Source organism: Streptomyces sp. B3I8 (assembly GCF_030816915.1).
Classification (GTDB): domain Bacteria; phylum Actinomycetota; class Actinomycetes; order Streptomycetales; family Streptomycetaceae; genus Streptomyces.
In genome coordinates this window covers 4099424-4118966 of the sequence record NZ_JAUSYN010000002.1, presented here as the reverse complement: position 1 = coordinate 4118966, position 19543 = coordinate 4099424, and the positions used below count along the sequence as shown (strand labels likewise).

The 19543-nt window shown below is 72.5% G+C and carries 16 protein-coding genes and 1 pseudogene; 6 read left to right on the top strand and 11 right to left on the bottom strand.

The genetic code is table 11. The features are described from left to right. Positions 1-354 precede the first annotated feature (354 nt). Genes QFZ64_RS20440 through QFZ64_RS20395 form a run of 10 tightly spaced genes read right to left on the bottom strand, consistent with a single transcriptional unit; the run spans position 355 to position 10360 of the window. A complete protein-coding gene (locus QFZ64_RS20440) occupies positions 355-1884 on the bottom strand; it encodes an NADH-quinone oxidoreductase subunit N (protein ID WP_307067809.1) in 1530 nt (509 codons plus the stop codon). Beyond that, positions 1881-3455 (bottom strand): NuoM family protein, encoded by a 1575-nt coding sequence (locus tag QFZ64_RS20435; protein ID WP_307067807.1) that lies wholly within the window; start codon positions 3453-3455, stop codon positions 1881-1883. Before QFZ64_RS20435 ends, QFZ64_RS20440 begins: the two co-directional genes overlap by 4 nt. 6 nt (positions 3456-3461) lie before the next feature. Continuing rightward, positions 3462-5453 (bottom strand): NADH-quinone oxidoreductase subunit L, encoded by a 1992-nt coding sequence (locus QFZ64_RS20430; RefSeq protein ID WP_307067805.1) that lies wholly within the window; start codon positions 5451-5453, stop codon positions 3462-3464. Beyond that, positions 5450-5866, bottom strand: coding sequence for an NADH-quinone oxidoreductase subunit NuoK (nuoK, locus tag QFZ64_RS20425; RefSeq protein WP_307067803.1), 417 nt, complete (start codon positions 5864-5866; stop codon positions 5450-5452). Before nuoK ends, QFZ64_RS20430 begins: the two co-directional genes overlap by 4 nt. Beyond that, entirely contained in the window at positions 5866-6522 is a 657-nt protein-coding gene (locus tag QFZ64_RS20420) for an NADH-quinone oxidoreductase subunit J (RefSeq protein ID WP_307067801.1), read from the bottom strand. Before QFZ64_RS20420 ends, nuoK begins: the two co-directional genes overlap by 1 nt. After that, complete coding sequence (locus QFZ64_RS20415; RefSeq protein WP_307067799.1) at positions 6519-7085, bottom strand: NADH-quinone oxidoreductase subunit I; 567 nt, start codon at positions 7083-7085, stop codon at positions 6519-6521. The genes QFZ64_RS20420 and QFZ64_RS20415 overlap by 4 nt, the downstream gene beginning before the upstream one ends. After that, positions 7085-8053: a complex I subunit 1 family protein gene (locus QFZ64_RS20410; protein ID WP_307067797.1), complete on the bottom strand. Its 969-nt coding sequence runs from the start codon at positions 8051-8053 to the stop codon at positions 7085-7087. Before QFZ64_RS20410 ends, QFZ64_RS20415 begins: the two co-directional genes overlap by 1 nt. Then, complete coding sequence (locus QFZ64_RS20405) at positions 8050-9228, bottom strand: NADH-quinone oxidoreductase subunit C (RefSeq protein ID WP_307067795.1); 1179 nt, start codon at positions 9226-9228, stop codon at positions 8050-8052. The genes QFZ64_RS20410 and QFZ64_RS20405 overlap by 4 nt, the downstream gene beginning before the upstream one ends. Next, positions 9225-9959 (bottom strand): NADH-quinone oxidoreductase subunit B, encoded by a 735-nt coding sequence (locus QFZ64_RS20400; RefSeq protein WP_307067793.1) that lies wholly within the window; start codon positions 9957-9959, stop codon positions 9225-9227. The genes QFZ64_RS20405 and QFZ64_RS20400 overlap by 4 nt, the downstream gene beginning before the upstream one ends. Beyond that, positions 9950-10360: an NADH-quinone oxidoreductase subunit A gene (locus QFZ64_RS20395; RefSeq protein WP_307067791.1), complete on the bottom strand. Its 411-nt coding sequence runs from the start codon at positions 10358-10360 to the stop codon at positions 9950-9952. The genes QFZ64_RS20400 and QFZ64_RS20395 overlap by 10 nt, the downstream gene beginning before the upstream one ends. Before the next feature lie 338 nt (positions 10361-10698). Here QFZ64_RS20395 and QFZ64_RS20390 point away from each other — a divergent pair, with 338 nt between their 5' ends. The 5 genes from QFZ64_RS20390 (at position 10699) to QFZ64_RS20370 (ending at position 17788) form a co-directional block, all read left to right on the top strand. Then, a complete protein-coding gene (locus QFZ64_RS20390; RefSeq protein WP_307067789.1) occupies positions 10699-11982 on the top strand; it encodes a sensor histidine kinase in 1284 nt (427 codons plus the stop codon). A 178-nt stretch (positions 11983-12160) separates the two neighbouring features. Then, a complete protein-coding gene (locus QFZ64_RS20385; protein ID WP_307067787.1) occupies positions 12161-13534 on the top strand; it encodes a sensor histidine kinase in 1374 nt (457 codons plus the stop codon). A gap of 296 nt (positions 13535-13830) precedes the next feature. After that, positions 13831-14502, top strand: coding sequence for a response regulator transcription factor (locus QFZ64_RS20380; protein ID WP_307067784.1), 672 nt, complete (start codon positions 13831-13833; stop codon positions 14500-14502). A gap of 216 nt (positions 14503-14718) precedes the next feature. Further along, the gene (locus tag QFZ64_RS20375; RefSeq protein WP_307067782.1) at positions 14719-16659 is read left to right on the top strand and encodes a 2-oxoacid:acceptor oxidoreductase subunit alpha; all 1941 of its coding nucleotides are present in this window, start codon (positions 14719-14721) and stop codon (positions 16657-16659) included. 127 nt (positions 16660-16786) lie between these two features. Beyond that, positions 16787-17788: a 2-oxoacid:ferredoxin oxidoreductase subunit beta gene (locus tag QFZ64_RS20370; protein ID WP_307071786.1), complete on the top strand. Its 1002-nt coding sequence runs from the start codon at positions 16787-16789 to the stop codon at positions 17786-17788. 121 nt (positions 17789-17909) lie between these two features. Here QFZ64_RS20370 and QFZ64_RS20365 read toward each other — a convergent pair. Continuing rightward, positions 17910-18308: pseudogene (locus tag QFZ64_RS20365) on the bottom strand (winged helix-turn-helix transcriptional regulator); the annotation flags it as partial. Positions 18309-18431: 123 nt separating this feature from the next. Between QFZ64_RS20365 and QFZ64_RS20360 the strand changes: the two are divergent. Beyond that, on the top strand, positions 18432-19286 hold the full coding sequence (locus QFZ64_RS20360) for an SDR family oxidoreductase (protein WP_307067779.1): 855 nt from the start codon (positions 18432-18434) through the stop codon (positions 19284-19286). Positions 19287-19543: the final 257 nt, after the last annotated feature.

The window sequence follows — 19543 nt, the reverse complement described above, 5'->3', positions numbered from 1 at the left end:
CTTTGTCTGGGGATGCTGTCGACGGATGCCGTTGACGCCACTTCTCAGTGGATCCTCCCGATCTGGTCAACGCCAGGCGGGTGGGGCAAGTTCCCTCGTCCGCGCACGGGCGGCCCGGTGCCGTACGGGTGAGGTGCGGCTATCGGGGGAGTGCGCCTGTGCGGGTGAGGTGCGTGCAGGGGGTGCGCCCGTACGGGTCGGGTGCCCGTGCGGGTCGGGTGGGTGCGCTGCGCCGGTGTCCCACACGCGCGGGCGCGGGCACTGGTGTCGCGCGCCGCGGCGCCCGACGGGAGCGCGGGGCGGTCCGGCGGGCGCCGCAAGGATCTGAGCGGTCCACGACCCGGCGGGGCCGGGTCAGAAGAGCCCGGTGTCGGAGAAGCGCAGGACGAGCTGGGGGGCGCCGGACAGGGCGACGCCGACGACGCCGGTGAGGGCGAGCGCGGCCGTGAGCGGGGCCGGCAGCGGGTGCCGTACGGAGTCGCCGTCGGGAGCCCGGAAGAGCAGGGCCGTCCACTTCAGGTAGTAGAAGAGGGCGATGACGACGTTGACGGCCATGACGACGGCGAGCCAGCCGAGGCCCGCGTCGACGGCCGCGGAGAACACGGTGACCTTGGCGAACAGGCCGATCACGCCCGGCGGTAGTCCGGCCAGGCAGAGCAGGAAGAAGGCCAGCAGCAGCGCGGTGAGCGGGTTGGTGGCGTACAGGCCGCGATAGTCGGCCACGCGGTTGCGGGCGTGGGCGCGGCCGACGAGCGCGGCGACGGCGAAGGCGCCGAGGTTGACGGCCGCGTACATGAGGGCGTAGGCGACGGTCGAACCGACGGCGTGGTCGGCACCCTTGGCGTCGTTGGAGTAGGCGGCCGACGCGATCGGCACCAGGAGGTAGCCGGCCTGGCCGACGGAGGACCAGGCGAGCAGGCGTACCGCGCTGTACGCGCGCGTGGCGCCCTGCCGCAGGGCGCCGACGTTGCCGACGGTCATGGTGAGCGCGGCAAGGGCGGCGAGCGCGGGGCCCCAGACGTCGGCGTACGAGGGCAGGGCGACGACGGTGACCAGGATGAGGCCGGTGAACCCGACCGCCTTGCCGACGACCGAGAGGTAGGCCGCGATCGGCAGCGGCGCGCCCACATAGGTGTCGGGCACCCAGAAGTGGAACGGGACGGCGGCGGTCTTGAAGGCGAAGCCGACCAGGGTGAGGACGACGCCGGCCTGGGCGAGGGTGTGGAACTGGCCGTCGACGTGCTGGATGCGGCCGGCGATCTCGGTGAGGTAGAGGGTGCCGGTGGTGGCGTAGAGGAAGCTGATGCCCATGAGGGTGACGGCGGTCGCGGTCACCGAGGAGAGGAAGAACTTCAGGGCCGCCTCGGAGGACTTGCGGTCGCCGTGGCGCAGGCCGACGAGGGCGAACGCGGGCAGGGAGGCGACCTCGAGGGCGACGACGAGGGTGGCGAGGTCGCGGGAGGCGGGCAGCAGGGCGGCGCCCGCGGCGGAGGACAGCAGCAGGAACCAGTACTCGCCGTCGGGGAGGGCCCGGTCGGAGTCCTTGAGGGTGGTGACCGAGAGCAGTGCCGTCAGCAGAGCGCCGCCGAGGACGAGGAACTGGATGACGAGGGTGAAGGTGTCCACGGTGTAGCTGCACGCGCGCGCGGAGGCGTGCGCGCCCCGGACGCAGAAGGTGGCGCGGTCGCCGTCGAGGAGGGGCAGCAGCAGGAGGCCGGAGGCGGCGAGACCGGCCACCGACATCCAGCCGAGCAGGGGCTTCCTGGCCTCGGTGACGAAGAGGTCGGCCACCAGTACGACGAGCCCCACGGCGGCGGTGAGCACGGTGGGCGCGAGCGCGAGCCAGTCGACGGACTGGACCGCGGAGGCGGCGAGGGGACTCATCGGGTGCCTCCTGCGAGGAGCTGCTGCACGGCCGGGTCGGTCAGGCCGAGGAGTGCTCTGGGCCACAGGCCGGCGACGACGGTGAGGGCGACGAGCGGGGTCCAGGCCGCGTATTCGAACGTGTGGACGTCGGCGAGTTTCGGGGCCTCCCGCGGTGCGGCTCCCATGCAGACGCGGCGGACCACGACGAGCATGTACGCGGCGGTGAGCAGGGTGCCGAACGCGGCGATCGCCATGAAGGTGAGGAAGGCGGGGCGGCTGAGGCCGTCGGCCGGGTCGAACGCGCCGAACAGCGCGAGCATCTCGCCCCAGAATCCGGCGAGTCCGGGCAGGCCGAGGGAGGCCACGGCGGCGAAGGCGAGCAGTCCGCCGAGGCGGGGCGCCCGGCCGTAGAGCGCGGCACCGGCGTGCTTGGCGAGGGTGTCGAGGTCGACGGTGCCGGTGCGGTCCTTCAACGCGCCGACCAGGAAGAACAGCAGGCCGGTGATGAGGCCGTGGGCGATGTTGGCGAAGAGGGCGCCGTTCACGCCGGTCGGGGACATGGTGGAGATGCCGAGCAGCACGAAGCCCATGTGGCCGACGGAGGAGTACGCGATCAGGCGCTTGAGGTCGCCCTTCGCGCCCCGCCGGGCGAGGGCGAGACAGGCGAGGGAGCCGTAGATGATCCCGGTGACGGCGAAGGCGGCGAGGTAGGGCGCGAAGGTGTGGAACCCGTGGGGCGCGATCGGCAGCAGAATGCGGACGAACCCGTACGTACCCATCTTCAGCAGGACGCCGGCCAGCAGGACCGAGCCGACGGTGGGCGCGGCGGTGTGGGCGTCGGGCAGCCAACTGTGCAGCGGCCACATCGGGGTCTTCACCGCGAGTCCGATCCCGATCGCCAGAACGGCGATGACCTGCACGGATGCGGAGAGTGACCGGCCGTTGTCAGTGGCGAGTGCCACCATGTCGAACGTGCCCGCCTTGAGCCCGATCAGGAGCAGGCCGAGCAGCATGACCACGGATCCGAGCAGGGTGTAGAGGATGAAGCGCCAGGCGGCCCGGGTCCGGTCCGCACCGCCCCAGCGGGCGATGAGGAAGTACATCGGGATGAGCACGGTCTCGAAGGCGAGGAAGAAGAGCAGCAGGTCGAGGACGGCGAAGGTGGCGAGGGTGCCGCCCTCGAGCAGGAGCAGCAGGGAGACGAACGCCTTCGGGGCCGGGCCCGCGGGTGGCTTGAAGTAGGAGTGGAGCGCGCAGAGGAAGGTCAGCAGCGCGGTCAGGACCAGGAGGGGGAGGGAAATGCCGTCGACGCCGAGGTGGATGCGCACGTGGAGTGCGGGGATCCAGCTCATGTCGGTCGTGGCCTGCATCTTCGACGGATGGTCGTGGTCGAAGCCGAGCGCGAGGGCGATCGCCGCGATGAGGACGGCGCCGGTGACGGTCACGCCGTGCCGCAGCACGGCCTGCTCGGGTGACTTTCCCTTCAGCCCGGGGGGCGCCGGCAGGAGGGCTGCGAGCGCGCCGAGGAGCGGGGCGGCGACGAGGAACGCCAGAAGGAACTGCATCACGGATTCGCTCATATCGATCACGCCTGCTCACGCTCCCGTGGCGACGAGGACGGCGGCGACGGTCAGGACGACGGTGCCGGCGAGCAGCGCGCTCACATAGGTCTGCAGATTGCCGGTCTGGGCGCGTCGTACGGCACCGCCCAGCAGGCGGGGCAGGGCGCCCGCGCCCTGGACGTAGGTGTCGACGACCTCGCGGTCGAGGAACCGGACGAGCCGCGCGCCGGCCTGGACGGGGCGGACGAAGAGCGCCATGTAGACGGCGTCGAGGCGGAAGCCGGCGGCCGCGTGGCGGTGCAGCGGGCCGAGCAGCAGCCGTCCGGGGTCCGCGGGGTCGGGCGCGGAGGCCACGTCGCCGTAGGCGGGGGTGTGGCTGGCGATGACCTCGGCCTCGACCTCCCCGGCGTCGCCCTCGGGGTGGGCGGCGACGGCGCCGAGCGGGGTGCGGGCCGCCAGCGCGGTGGTGTGCCGCCACGCGCCGTAGGTCACGGCCACGCCGACCAGGGCGAGGCCGGTGCCGAGGACGCCGGTCTGCAGGCTGGGCGTCAGGTCCCGGCCGTCGAACCAGTCGGGCAGCACGCCGTAGGCGAGGCCGAAGGCGAGGGAGGGGACGGCGAGCACCCAGAGCACGGCGTTCATGACGACGGGCTGCCGGCCGTGGTCGGGAGCCTCAGCGCCCCGGCCGCGGAAGGCGAGCAGCCACAGGCGGGTGGCGTAGGCACCGGTGAGGAGGGCGGTGAACAGGCCGGCGACGAGGACGATCCAGCCCGCGGCGCCGGGGGCGTGCTCGGTGTGGCCGGTGGCCACGTGCTCGGCGGCGCCGAGCACGGCCTCCTTGGAGAAGAAGCCGCTGAACGGCGGGATCGCGGCGAGCGCGAGCAGGGCCACGGTCATCGTCCAGAAGGCGTCGGGGACGCGGGCGCGCAGGTTGCCCATGCGGGACATGGCGGCCAGCGAGTTGGTGCCGGCGGCATGGATGATCACGCCGGCGGCGAGGAAGAGGAGCGCCTTGAAGGCGCCGTGGGCGAGGAGGTGGAAGACGGCGGCACCGCGGTCGCCGACGGCGAGGGCGCCGCTGAGATAGCCGAGCTGGCCGATCGTCGAGTAGGCGAGGACGCGCTTGATGTCGTCCTGGGCGAGCGCGGCGAGTCCCGAACCGGCCATGGTGACGGCGGCCATCACGGCGAGGACGACCATCGCGGCCCGGGAGGTCTCGAAGACCGGGAGGAGGCGGGCGACGAAGTAGATGCCGGCGGCGACCATGGTCGCGGCGTGGATCAGCGCGGAGACCGGTGTGGGACCGGCCATCGCGTCGGGGAGCCAGGTGTGCAGGGGGAACTGCGCCGACTTGCCCGCCACGCCGGCCAGGAGCAGCAGGGCGATCAGGGTCGGGTGGTCGAGGCCGCCGTGCGCGACGGCGCCGAGGATCCGGGTGAGGCGGAACGAGCCGGTTTCCTGGGCGAGGGCGAGCAGGCCGATGAGGAAGGGGACGTCACCGAGTTTGGTCACCAGGAAGGCCTTGATCGAGGCGGCTCGGGCCTCGGGGGTCTCCCAGTAGTGGCCGACCAGGAAGTAGGAGCAGATGCCCATGATCTCCCAGCCGACCAGCAGCACCATGAGGTCGCCGGAGTAGACGACGAGCAGCATCGCGGAGGTGAAGAGGGAGACGAGGGCGGCGTACGAGGGGTAGCGCGGGTCGTGGCGCAGGTAGCCCGTCGAATAGAGCTGCACGCAGGTGGCGACGGTGCCGACGAGGACGGCGACGAGGGCGGCGAAGCCGTCGATGTGCAGGGCGAGCTCGATGGGGACCGAGCCGGTGGGGGTGAGTTCGGTGGCGGCGTCGACCGCGCCGTCGCCGCCCTGGCGGGCCGCGACCAGTACGGCCAGGACGAACGCCGCGAGGGTGGGCAGGACGGCGAGGGGCCGGACGAAGCCGGGGGCGGTGCGGCCGAGGAGCAGACCGGCCGCGGCGCCGAGGAAGGGAAGGAGGGGGACGAGGACGGCGAGGGTGGTCGTGCTCACGCGGTGGCCTCAGCCTTCTGGGCCGCGGTGGCTGCCGGGCCGTCGCTGTCGTCGTGATCGGCGTGATCGCTGCTGTCGTGATCGTCGGGGCCGGGGGGCTCGGCGGTGTCGCGGAGCTTGTCGATGTCGGCGGTGCCGCGGTTGCGGTGCACGGCGAGGACGATCGCCAGGCCGATGCCGATCTCGGCGGCGGCGATGGCGATGGTGAACAGGGTCAGGGCCTGGCCGGAGTGGAGGCGGTCGCGGGCGGCGCGGTCGAGCCAGACGTCGAAGGCGACCAGGTTGAGGTTGACGGCGTTGAGCATCAGCTCCACCGACATCAGGACCAGGATCGCGTTGCGACGGGCGAGGACGCCGTACAGGCCGGTGCAGAACAGGAGGGCGGAGAGCACGGCGGGATAGGCGAGGTGCATCAGCGGGCACCCCCCTCGGCCGGTCGTCGGCCGTCGCGGGCGCCCGGGACGCCGGGGGGCGTGGTGGCGTCGGCCTTCGCCTTGCGGGACAGGACGATCGCGCCGACGAGAGCGGCGAGGAGGAGGACGGAGAGGGCCTCGAAGGGGAGGACCCAGTTCTGGAAGAGGGCCGCGCCGGTGACCCGGGTGGAGCCGGCCGGGGCGCCGTCCAGATCCACCCACGTGGTGCGGAAGGCGTCGACCACCACCCAGACGAGGGCGGACGCGGCGGCGACGGCCACGGTGAGGGCGGCCCAGCGGTTGCCGGAGTCGGCGTCCGGGGAGCGGCCGATGGGGGCGCGGGTGAGCATCAGACCGAACAGGAGGAGGACGACGACGGAACCGACGTAGATGAGGACCTGCATCCAGGCGATGAACTCGGCGGTGAGCAGGAGGTATTCGACGGCGAGGCCGCCGAGGGCCACCACCAGCCACAGGGCGGCGTGCACGAGCTGCCGGGTGGTGACGGTGACGAGGGCGGCGCCGAGGGTGACCAGGCCGACGAGGAGGAAGGCGATCTCGACGCCGGTCGGGGAGAGGAATCCGTGGGTTGCGGCGGTGCCGGCGGTCGTCGTGACGTGCGCGGCGGTGGCGGCGGCTGTGGCGAGGGTCGTCACGACTCACCTTCCTGCGGGGAGGTCGCCTCGGCCTGGGCCGCCGCGAGCTTGTCGGCGGTCTTGCGGGCGGCGGCGATCTCCTTGGGCTCCTCCGCGCCGGGGTCGAGGGCGGGCGGGGCCGGAACGGTCCACATCCACTCGCGGAGCCTGTCGCGCTCGTGGGTGAGGTCGCGAATGTCGGTCTCGGCGTACTCGAACTCCGGGGACCAGAACAGGGCGTCGAAAGGACAGACCTCGATGCAGATACCGCAGTACATGCACAGGGAGAAGTCGATGGCGAAGCGGTCGAGGACGTTGCGGCTGCGTTCGCGGCCGCCGGGGGTCGACGCCGGGACCGTCTCCTTGTGGGAGTCGATGTAGATACACCAGTCCGGGCACTCGCGGGCGCACAGCATGCAGACCGTGCAGTTCTCCTCGAACAGACCGATCACGCCGCGGCTGCGGGGCGGGAGTTCGGGCTGGACGTCCGGGTACTGCGCGGTGACGGTCTTCTTCGTCATCGTGCGCAGGGTGACGGCCAGGCCCTTGGCCAGGCCGGAGCCGGGGATCGACGGGCGCGGCATCAGGAGATCACCACCTTGACGACGCCGGTGAGGGCGATCTGGGCGAGGGCGAGCGGGACGAGGACGGTCCAGGAGAGTTTCTGCAACTGGTCCTCGCGCAGCCGGGGGTAGGTGACGCGGAGCCAGATGACGACGAAAGCGAGGACGGCGGTCTTCAGCAGGGTCCAGACCCAGCCGAGGCCGTCGGCGCCCCACGGGCCGTGCCAGCCCCCCAGGAAGAGGACGGTGGTCAGACCGCACAGGACGACGATCCCGGCGTACTCGGCGAGGAGGAACAGGGCGAAACGCAGGCCCGTGTACTCGGTGTACGCACCGAAGATGATCTCCGAGTCGGCGACGGGCATGTCGAACGGGGGGCGCTGGAGCTCGGCGAGTCCGGCGACGAAGAAGACGAGCGCGCCGACGATCTGCCAGGGCAGCCACCACCACTCGAAGGCGTCGAGGATGCCGGTGAGCGAGACGGTTCCGGCCGCCATCGCCACGGAGGCGGCGGTGAGCAGCATCGGGAGCTCGTAGGAGAGGAGCTGGGCGGCGGTGCGCAGGCCGCCGAGGAGGGAGTACTTGTTGGCGGAGGCCCAGCCGGCCATGAGCGAGCCGAGGACGCCGATGCCCATGACGGCGAGCACGAAGAAGATACCCGCGCCGACGCTCTGGCCGACGGCCCCCTCGCCGGGGCCGACCGGGATGACGAGGAGAACGAGGAGGTAGGGCAGCAGCGCGACGGCCGGGGCGAGCTGGAAGACGCGGCGGTCGGCGTCGGCCGGGACGACGCTCTCCTTCTGAGCGAACTTCACGCCGTCGGCGACGAGTTGGGCCCAGCCGTGGAAGCCGCCGGCGTACATGGGGCCGAGGCGGCCCTGCATGTGCGCCATCACCTTGTGCTCGGTCTGGCCGACGACGAGGGGGAAGGTCAGGAAGACGACGAAGACGACGAGGAGTCGCAGGGCGACGTCGAGGGCGTCGTTCACTGCGTGCCTCCGGTGGGACGGTCGTCGTCCGGGTCGGGAGTGGTGCGGTCGGCGGGCGGTTCGGGGGCGGGCTCGGCGGGTGATGCGGGGGCGGGCTCCGCGGGTGAGCCAGGGGTGGGCTCGGCCGACGGTTCGGGAGCGGGCTCCTCGAAGGTCGGACGGGCGTGGTGCCAGGGGGCGTCGAAGTCGCGCGGGGCGGGGGTGGGGGTCGTGTCCCCGGTCGGGTTCGCGCCCCGGATCGGGTCCGTGCCCCCGGTCCGGCTCGCGCCGTCGGCGGGGTTCGTGTCGGCGGCCCGGTTCGGCCGCGGCGGCTCGGTGGTGTCCGCCTCCGTACGCGGGGAGGCCGAGCCCTCGCCCGCCGAGCGGGCACGGCGGGGCGGCCGTGCGGGGGTGGTGCCCTCCGCCGGGGGCGCCTGCGCGGGGGCCGTCGGCTCGGGGGCCGTCGTCCCGGCGGCCGTCGCCTCGGACCCCGTGGCCCCCGGTGCCTGGCTCGTCGAGCCCTGGGAGGCCGTGCGGGTGCGGCGCGGGGGACGCTCGCCCGGGGTGCGGGCGGGGCGGTCGCCGGCGGCGCGGGCGCCGCGGGCCGGGCGGGACGGGGCCGCCGGGAGCTGTCCCTTGAGGGGGCCCCACTCGTTCGGGTCGGGGACGCCCGGGGGCAGCATCTGGCGGCGCTTGGGCCCGCCGTGCTCGGACTCGCCCGGTTCCTTGGCCCCCGGCCACGCCTTGGCGACGCGGGCGGCGAGGACGAAGTCCTTGCGCAGCGGGTGGCCCTCGAAGGTCTCGGGGAGCAGCAGGTGGTCCAGCGCCGGGTGGCCCTCGAAGTCGACGCCGAACATCTCGTGGGTCTCGCGTTCGTGCCAGCCGGCGCCCGCGTAGACGTCCACGGCGGTGGGCAGGACGGGGGCCTCGTGCGGCACTGTCGTACGGACCATGAGGCGCCGCACCGGAGAGAGGGCGACCACGTGGGCCGAGACGCGGAAGCCGGTGCCCGGTTCGTCGACCGCGCTGAGCCAGTCGAAGTAGGTGCAGGCCAGAGTGGACCGGGCGGTGCGCAGGGCGGTGATCCACTCGCTGGGCGGCACGTCGACGGTGAGGAGGTCGTACGCCTCCTCGGCCGTGGCCTCCGGGCCGAAGAGCTCACCGACGGGGGCGGGCAGCCAGCCGGCCCCGGTCATCGCACGCCTCCCCCGGAGCCTTCGGAGTCCCCGGAGCCTCCGGAACCCTCGGAACGTCGCACCGGGGGCCGTACCGGCCCGGACTGCAGCGCGGCCGTCGACGGGCGCGCCGCGCCGCTCTCGCCGTACCGCTCCCCCAGCGACTCGCGGGCGATCTTCTCCTGGAGCTTGATGATCCCCTGCAGCAGCGCCTCCGGGCGGGGCGGGCAGCCGGGGACGTAGACGTCGACGGGGATGATCTGGTCGACGCCCTTGGTGACGGCGTAGGAGTCCCAGTACGGGCCGCCGCAGTTGGAGCAGGCGCCGAAGGAGATGACGTACTTCGGCTCGGGCATCTGCTCGTACAGCCGCTTCACGGCGGGCGCCATCTTGTCCGTCACCGTGCCGGAGACGACCATCAGGTCGGCCTGGCGCGGACCCGGCGCGAAGGGGATCACCCCGAGCCGCATGAAGTCGTGGCGGGACATCGACGCGGCGATGAACTCGATGGCGCAGCAGGCGAGTCCGAAGTTGAAGACCCACAGCGAGTAGCGGCGGCCCCAGTTCAGGACCACCTTCATCGGTTCGGGAGCGAGCCGGGCCAGCGTGCCGAGCCGCCTGGGCTCGAGCGCGCCGGACACGTCCGAGGAACCCGGCGGCCCGGTGACCGGAGCGGGGTCCGGCAGGAACACGCGCTGCGAGCCGCCGGAAGCGGGCGGCGAGCCGCCGGGAGAGGTGGGGGTCACGTCCATGTCAGGACGCCCTTCTTGTACGCGTAGAGCAGTCCCACGGCCAGGAAGCCGAGGAAGAGGAACATCTCGACGAGGGTCGCCGCGCCGTAGCCGGGCGCGGCGAACACGGTCGCCCACGGGAAGAGGAAGATCGAGTCGACCGCGAAGATCACGTAGAGGAACGCGTAGACGTAGTAGCGGACCTGGGTGTGGGCCCAGCCCTCGCCGACGGGGTCGACGCCGCACTCGTACGTCAGGAGTTTCTCGGGTGTGGGCACGGCGGGGCGCAGCAGACGGTTGGCGCCGAACGCGACCGATACGAAGAGCACGCCGACGACGGCGAGCAGTCCGACGACCGAGTAGGAATGGAAATACTCCGCCGCGACGACGACCGTCTGTCCCGGCTGTTCCGGCTCCGGCACGCCCGCCCCTCGCTCCCTGACCTCGTGACCTGCGACTTCTGCAACTGCTGTGGCTTCTGCAACTGCTGCGGCCTCCGCAGCGGCTGCGACTCCTGTGCGCCTTCGCGAACCGTGGTGAGTCCGGCGATCCGTACGCACGGGAGTCTAGGCCCTGCTAAAGAGACGGTAAGCAGCCCGTCGCACCTTGAGATACGGGGGTACCCTCCGCGGGCGCCGGCACCCCGCGCACCCGGTGGACCTGGACCGGGTCGCGGATCCGCCGTGGTGGGGTTTTCCCCCGGTTCCCGGAGGCGGTCCGCCTCATGGCGCTCCCGCCGCCCGACCGGCACGCTGACGGCATGACGGAACACCGGACGACAGCGAGCGCGGGACCGGCAGCGGCAGTGGGAACGGCGGCGACGCCGGGGGCCGGGGCCGACCCGGACGACGTGCGGCTGCCGCCCCCGCGGCTCGCCCTCACCGGGCAGACCTGGCGGGAGATCGCGCACCTGCTGGGGAACCTGCCGGTGGCCCTGGTCGGTTTCGTCTACTCGGTGACGGTGCTGTCCGTCGGGTCGGCGCTGACCGTGACCGTGATCGGGCTGCCGCTGCTGGCACTGGGGCTGGCCGGCGCCCGGCAGCTCGGCAGGCTGGAGCGGGCCAGGGCGCGGGTGCTGCTCGACGTGCGGGTGGCGGAGCCGACGCCGCTGCCCGTGCTCGCGGGGGGACGGTGGAGCCGTCGGCTGTGGCTGGCGCTGAAGGACCCGGTGGGCTGGCGGACGGTGCTGTACGACGTCATACGGCTGCCGTGGGCGATCTTCACCTTCACCGTGACGCTGACGTCGCTGTTCGTGCTGTGGCCGGTCCTGCCCATCCTCGCCCGGGGACTCACCAACGTGGACCGGGTGATGGTGCGCGCCCTGCTCTCCCCCTCCGACGAACTGGAGCGGCGGATCCACGAACTGGAGTCCGACCGCGGCTTCGTGGTGGACACGGCGGCGGCGGACCTGCGGCGCATCGAGCGCGATCTGCACGACGGGGCCCAGGCCCGGCTGGTGGCGCTGGCGATGGGGCTCGGTCTGGCCAAGGAGAAGCTGCTGGAAGATCCGGACGCGGCCGCGGTGATGGTCGACGAGGCGCACGGCGAGGTGAAGCTCGCCCTCCAGGAGCTGCGGGACCTGGCGCGCGGCATCCACCCCGCGGTCCTCACCGACCGGGGCCTCGACGCGGCGCTCTCCTCGGTCGCCACGCGCTGCACGGTGCCCGTGAAGGTCACCGTCGAGCTCCCGGCCCGGCCGGCCGCCGCGATCGAGGGCATCGCCTACTTCACCGTCTCCGAGCTGTTGCAGAACATCAGCAAGCACAGCGGGGCGCGGTCGGCGGCCGTCGACGTGTGGCGGTCCGAGGGGCGGCTGCTGATCCAGGTGTGGGATGACGGCCGGGGCGGGGCCCGGCTGGACGGCGGCACGGGCATGGCGGGCCTCGCGGACCGGCTCGACGCGGTCGACGGCCTGTTCGTCATCGACTCGCCGGAAGGCGGCCCCACGACGATCACGGCCGAGCTGCCGTGGTGGGACCGCGACGGCCGCCGGGACGGCCGCCGGGACCGGTCGCTCCGGGGGCCCGGGACGGGACGGAAGTAGCCCCCGCCCCGCCCCGGCTCCCCGGCCCTCCCTCGCCCGGACGGTCCCCGAGGGTGGGGAAAACCCCCGCACCGGGACGCCGACCCGCTCCATGGCCGTAGGGGCCCTGGACGCGGAGGCTTGTGCACAGCGACGGAGCGACGGCGACACGAGACGACGACACGAACGGACGGCGGCGATGGCCACGCAGTACGGGCAGGGATACGCGCGGGAGTACGACCAGGTCGACCAGGTGCCCGGGTACGGGTACGGCCCCGAGGAGCGGGCGCGCCGGCACCGGTTGCCGGCCGGGTTGCGGGCGCCGTTCGAGGGGCGGAGCTGGCGCGAGTTCTCGTATCTGATGCTCAGCCTCCCGCTCAGCATCCTCATGTTCACGCTGGCCGTGACGATGCTGTCGCTCGGGGCGGGCCTGCTGGTCACCTTCGTCGGCATCCCGCTGCTCGCGGCGACGCTCGTGGCCTGCCGCGGCTTCGGCACGCTGGAGCGGGCGAGGGCGCGCGGCCTGCTGGGGCTGGACGTCGCCGAGCCGGAGCCCCTGCGGCCCCGGGAGCGGGGGGTGCTGGCCTGGACGGGGGCGGTGTTCCGCAGCGGCTCGTCGTGGCGGCACCTGCTGTACGCGCTGCTGCACCTGCCGTGGGCGGTGTTCGCATTCGCCGTCGCGGTGAGTTTCTGGGCGTACGGCTGGGCGATGCTCACGTATCCGCTGTGGTTCTGGGTCTTCCCCGTGTGGGCCGGCCAGGGCGGCATCCAGCTGTACGGCGACGAGGCCCACCGCATCTACCTCGACAACCCGTTCGAGATCACCATGACCGCGCTGGTGGGCCTGCTGTTCACGATGGCCACGCCGTGGATCGTGCGCGGGCTGACCACCGTGGACCGGGTGCTGGTGCACGGGCTGCTGGGGCCGTCGCGGCTGTCGGCGCGCGTGGTGGAGCTGGAGTCGGACCGGGGGGTCGTGGTCGACACGGCGGCGGCGGATCTGCGGCGCATCGAGCGCGATCTGCACGACGGGGCCCAGGCCCGGCTGGTGGCGCTGGCGATGGACCTGGGGCTGGCGAAGGAGAAGGTCACCGAGGATCCGCAGGCGGCGGCGCGCATGGTGGAGGAGGCGCACGGCGAGGTGAAGACGGCGCTGCAGGAGCTGCGGGACCTGGCGCGCGGCATCCACCCCGCGGTCCTCACCGACCGGGGCCTCGACGCGGCGCTCTCCTCGGTCGCCACGCGCTGCACGGTGCCGGTGCACGTGGAGGTGGACCTGTCCGCGCGGCCGGCGCCGGCGATCGAGGGGATCGCCTACTTCACGGTGTGCGAGCTGCTGCAGAACGTCAGCAAGCACAGCGGGGCCGGGCGGGGGGTCGTGGACGTGTGGCGGGCCGAGGACCGGCTGATGCTGCAGGTGGAGGACGACGGGGTGGGCGGGGCCGACGTGGGGGCGGGGTCCGGGCTCGCGGGGCTGGCGGAGCGGCTGGACGCGGTGGACGGGATCCTGGTGGTCGACTCCCCCGCGGGCGGGCCCACGCGGGTCACGGCGGAGCTGCCCTGGCGGGCGTGACGGTTCCTCTCCGGGGGCCCGCCCTTCTCGCCCCGTGGGGCCGGCCCCTCCCGTGGGGCCGGCTCGTGTCCGCCCCCGCGGGGCCGGCTCTCCTCGCCCCCGCCGCCCCTGCCCTTCCCGTCCTCAAGGGGCTCCGCCCCTTCGACCCCGGCACGGGGCTCCGCCCCGTTCCGCGCGATTCCCCGCGCCCCTGTCGCCTCCGCGCCCCCATCACCCCCCGTACGCCGTCGGCCCCTGCGATGCTTGTGGCGTCGTCGCGCGCGGAGCGCACATGTATCGCAGGGGGGAACGTCACCGTGGAGGACAGGGTGCGGGTGGTCATCGCCGAGGATTCCGTGCTGTTGAGAGAGGGCCTGACCCGCCTCCTCACCGACCGGGGGCACGACGTCGTCGCCGGGGTCGGCGACGGTGAGGCGCTGATCAAGACGATCACCGAGCTCTCCGCCGAGGGCGCCCTCCCGGACGTCGTCGTCGCGGACGTCCGGATGCCGCCCACCCACACGGACGAGGGTGTGCGGGCCGCCGTCGAACTGCGGCGCACCCATCCCGGGCTCGGCGTCCTCGTACTGTCGCAGTACGTCGAGGAGCGGTACGCGACCGAACTGCTGGCCGCCTCCAGTCGCGGTGTCGGCTATCTGCTCAAGGACCGCGTCGCGGAGGTCCGCGAGTTCGTGGACGCCGTGGTCCGGGTGGCGCGGGGCGGCACGGCCCTGGACCCCGAGGTGGTCGCGCAGCTCCTGGGCCGCAGCCGCAAGCAGGACGTGCTGGCGGGGCTCACGCCGAGGGAGCGCGAGGTGCTGGGGCTGATGGCGGAGGGGCGGACCAACTCCGCGGTCGCGCGGCAGCTCGTGGTGAGCGACGGCGCGGTCGAGAAGCACGTCAGCAACATCTTCCTCAAGCTGGGTCTGTCCCCGAGTGACGGGGATCACCGTCGCGTACTGGCTGTGCTCACGTATCTGAATTCCTAGACTGCCCGGGCGGCCCTCGTTGACAATCTGTCAGCAAGGTCCGGCCCGGTTCGGCAGGGCTCGGCAGGGCTGCCGCACGCACGGCCGAGCGGTCTCATTTCCACGTCCATCATGCGAACGGCCGAGGGAAGGCGACCCTTACCGACGTAGGGTTGTGCCGGAATGGTCGGCGGGACGACCGCTCCCGGCCGGCCGCCTCGAGGGAGGTCCAGTTCAGTGACCAGCAAGGTCAGCAGCACAACGGAACAGGCCGACGGGGCCGACGGGGCCCTCGTGGGAGGACAGCGCAAACCGGCGGGCAGCAAGGACGTCCGTCGGCTCGACCGGGTGATCATCCGGTTCGCGGGCGACTCCGGTGACGGTATGCAGCTCACCGGGGACCGCTTCACCTCCGAGACCGCCTCGTTCGGCAACGATCTGTCGACCCTGCCGAACTTCCCCGCCGAGATCCGCGCCCCCGCGGGGACCCTGCCGGGTGTCTCCTCGTTCCAGTTGCACTTCGCCGATCACGACATCCTCACCCCGGGGGACGCGCCGAACGTTCTGGTGGCGATGAACCCGGCGGCACTGAAGGCGAACGTGGGGGACCTGCCGCGCGGCGCGGAGATCATCGTCAACACGGACGAGTTCACCAAGCGCGCCATGCAGAAGGTCGGCTACGCCGTCTCGCCGCTGGAGGACGGTTCGCTGGACGGCTACCAGATCCACCCGGTGCCGCTGACCACGCTCACCGTGGAGGCGCTCAAGGAGTTCGCACTGAGCCGCAAGGAGGCCGAGCGCAGCAAGAACATGTTCGCGCTGGGTCTGCTGTCGTGGATGTACCACCGGCCGACCGAGGGCACGGAGAAGTTCCTGCGGACGAAGTTCGCCAAGAAGCCGGACATCGCGGCGGCGAACATCGCCGCGTTCCGCGCGGGCTGGAACTTCGGCGAGACGACGGAGGACTTCGCGGTCTCCTACGAGGTCGCCCCGGCCGTCACCGCGTTCCCCACCGGCACCTACCGCAACATCTCCGGCAACCTCGCGCTGTCCTACGGTCTGGTGGCCGCCTCGCGTCAGGCGGAGCTGCCGCTGTACCTGGGCTCGTACCCGATCACCCCGGCCTCCGACATCCTGCACGAGCTCAGCAAGCACAAGAACTTCGGCGTGCGGACCTTCCAGGCGGAGGACGAGATCGCGGGCATCGGCGCGGCGCTGGGCGCGGCGTTCGGCGGTTCGCTCGCCGTGACCACGACCTCCGGGCCCGGCGTGGCACTGAAGTCGGAGACGATCGGGCTCGCCGTCTCCCTGGAGCTGCCGCTGCTGATCGTCGACATCCAGCGCGGCGGCCCCTCGACCGGTCTGCCCACCAAGACCGAGCAGGCGGACCTGCTGCAGGCGATGTACGGCCGCAACGGCGAGGCACCCGTCCCCGTCGTCGCCCCGCGCACCCCCGCGGACTGCTTCGAGGCGGCCCTGGAAGCGGCGCGCATCGCGCTGACCTACCGCACCCCGGTCTTCCTGCTCTCCGACGGCTACCTCGCCAACGGCTCCGAGCCGTGGCGGATCCCGGAGCCCGACGAACTGCCCGACCTGCGGGTGCGGTTCGCGCAGGGCCCCAACCACACCCTGGACGACGGCACCGAGACGTTCTGGCCCTACAAGCGCGATGCGCAGACCCTCGCCCGCCCCTGGGCCGTCCCCGGCACACCCGGCCTGGAACACCGCATCGGCGGCATCGAGAAGCAGGACGGCACCGGCAACATCTCCTACGACCCCGCCAACCACGACTTCATGGTCCGCACCCGGCAGGCCAAGATCGACGGCATCGACGTCGCCGACCTGGAGGTGGACGACCCGGGCGGCGCCGCCCGCACCCTGGTCCTGGGATGGGGCTCGACGTACGGGCCGATCACGGCGGCCGTACGGCGGCTGCGCACGGCCGGCGAGGACATCGCCCAGGCCCACCTGCGCCACCTCAACCCCTTCCCGAAGAACCTGGGCACGGTGCTCGGCTCCTACGACAAGGTCGTGATCCCCGAGATGAACCTCGGCCAGCTCGCCACCCTGATCCGGGCCAAGTACCTCGTGGACGCGCACTCGTACAACCAGGTCAACGGCATGCCGTTCAAGGCCGAACAGCTCGCCACGGCTCTGAAGGAGGCCATCGATGGCTGACACGACGACCACCGCACCCGGCACGGGCGGACCGGCCGGTGGCACCGGGGGTGCCCCCGTGAGCGGCACCGCGGGCGGGGCGTTCGCGTCGCTTTCCCTGGTGCCGAAGGCCGCCGGGAAGCAGTCGATGAAGGACTTCAAGTCCGACCAGGAGGTCCGCTGGTGCCCGGGCTGCGGCGATTACGCGGTCCTCGCCGCCGTCCAGGGCTTCATGCCGGAACTGGGGGTGGCGAGGGAGAACATCGTCTTCGTCTCCGGCATCGGCTGCTCCTCCCGCTTCCCGTACTACATGAACACCTACGGGATGCACTCCATCCACGGCCGCGCCCCCGCCATCGCCACCGGCCTCGCCACCTCGCGGCGGGACCTGTCGGTGTGGGTGGTCACCGGTGACGGCGACGCACTGTCCATCGGCGGCAACCACCTCATCCACGCCCTGCGCCGCAACGTGAACCTCAAGATCCTGCTGTTCAACAACCGGATCTACGGGCTGACCAAGGGCCAGTACTCGCCGACCTCCGAGATCGGCAAGATCACCAAGTCGACGCCGATGGGCTCGCTCGACGTGCCCTTCAACCCGGTCTCGCTCGCGCTCGGCGCGGAGGCCTCGTTCGTCGCCCGCACCGTGGACTCCGACCGCAAGCACCTCACCGAGGTCCTGCGCCAGGCGGCCGCGCACCCGGGCACCGCGCTGGTGGAGATCTACCAGAACTGCAACATCTTCAACGACGGCGCGTTCGAACCGCTCAAGGACCGCGAACAGGCCCAGGAGGCCGTGATCCGCCTGGAGCACGGACAGCCGATCCGGTTCGGCGCCGACGGCGGCAAGGGCGTCGTGCGGGATGCGGCGACCGGGGACCTCCAGGTCGTCGAGGTGACGCCGGAGAACGAGGCACAGGTACTCGTGCACGACGCGCACTCCGCCTCCCCGACCACCGCGTTCGCGCTGTCACGGCTCGCCGACCCCGACACCCTGCACCGGACCCCGATCGGGGTGTTCCGCTCCGTGGAACGCCCGGTCTACGACACGCTGATGGCCGGACAGCTCGACACGGCGATCGAACAACACGGCAAGGGCGACCTCGCCGCGCTGATGGCCGGCGGCGACACCTGGACAGTGGTCGGCTGAGCCGACCGCCGGCCCGCTCGGGACACCGGCGTCCTCACGAAGCCCGGACCGCGGACGCCGCGGACCGGGCTTCGTCGCGCGCGGCGCGGGTCGTGCCGGGGGCGGCGGGCGGCTCGTCGCGCGCCTTGTCGTGGGCGGCGCGCGTCTCGTCGTACGTGGCGCGGGCGCGTTGTACGTCGTCCATGCGCCGGTCGGCCCAGAGGGCGAGCGCGCGCACCTGTTCCGCCGCCTCGCGGCCCAGATCCGTCAGCCAGTAGTCGACGCGGGGCGGTATCACCGGCTTGGCGTCCCGGTGCACGAGGCCGTCGCGTTCCAGGGTCTGCAGGGTCTGCGCGAGCATCTTCTCGCTGACGGCACGGCCACCGACCCCGTTGACCTCGCGGCGCAGCTCGCCGAATCGGTAGGGGCGGTTCAGCAGTGTGCTGAGGACGAGGACGGCCCAGCGACTGGTCACGTGTTCGAGGACGAGGCGGTGGGGACACATCGCCTCGCCCGCGCCGTCCACCTTGCTCGGGGTCATTGCAGAACCCTAACCCGACATCAGTACCTTACTTCAAAGTGGGTACTGTGCTTTGGTTAGTGCAGCTCCTAGGGTGAGTGATGTCAGCGAACCACCGCCCACCCCTCAGGAGTGCACCTCACCATGAGCATCGTCGTCACCGGAGCCACCGGACACCTCGGCCGGCACGTCGTGGAGCAGCTGCTGGAGAAGGTTCCGGCCGACCAGATCACCGCCGTCGTGCGCGACGAGTCACGGGCCGCCGACCTCGCCGCGCGCGGCGTGCGGCTCGCCGTCGCCGACTACAACGCGCCCGAGACCTTCGACGGCCTGTTCTCGGCCGGCGACAAGGTGCTGCTGATCTCCGGCAACGAGTTCGCCAAGGGCCGGGTCCAGCAGCACACGGTCGTCATCGAGGCCGCCCGCGCCGCCGGGGTCGCCCTGCTCGCCTACACCAGCGCCCCGGTGACCCTGAAGGCCTCGCTCGCCGACGACCACCGGGCCACCGAGCAGGTGCTGCTGACCTCCGGGGTGCCGTACGTGCTGCTGCGCAACGGCTGGTACCACGAGAACTACACCGAGCAGCTCGCCCCCGTGCTCGAGCACGGCGCGGTGGTCCACGCCGCGGGCGAGGGCCGGCTCTCCTCCGCCGCGCGCGCGGACTACGCGGCCGCCGCGGTGGCGGTGCTGACCGGCGAGGGCCACGAGAACAAGACCTACGAGCTGGGCGGCGACGAGGCGTGGGGCTTCGCCGAGTTCGCGGCCGAGGTGAGCCGGCAGACCGGCAGGGAGATCGGCTACACCGCCGTCTCCGCCGAGGAGTACACGGGCATCCTGACCGGCGCCGGGCTCCCCGAGCCGGCCGCCGCGATGTTCGCGGGGGTGGACGTCGCCATCGCCAACGGCGAGCTGGAGATCACGACCGGCGACCTGTCCCGCCTGGCCGGTCGCCCGACCACGCCGCTGGCCGACGCGATCGCGGTGGCGCTCAAGGGCTGACCGCGGCACGTCCGGGGCGACCCCCGGCTGTCATGACCGTATGCCGATACGGGCATGACAGCCGGGGGTTTCCGGCGTTACCTTGCGCGGAGGGTCGTACGGACGCCCGAACCGCGCACGCGCGGCGCACGGAACCGGTGTACGGCCCGTGGAAGCCGCGGTGGAGCGCGGGAGAGCGTGGGAGAGGAGGCGCCGGTGCCCGGGCAGCCGACCAAGGGATCGAACGGGCCCGACGGCGAGTCGCGCGCCGGTCTGTT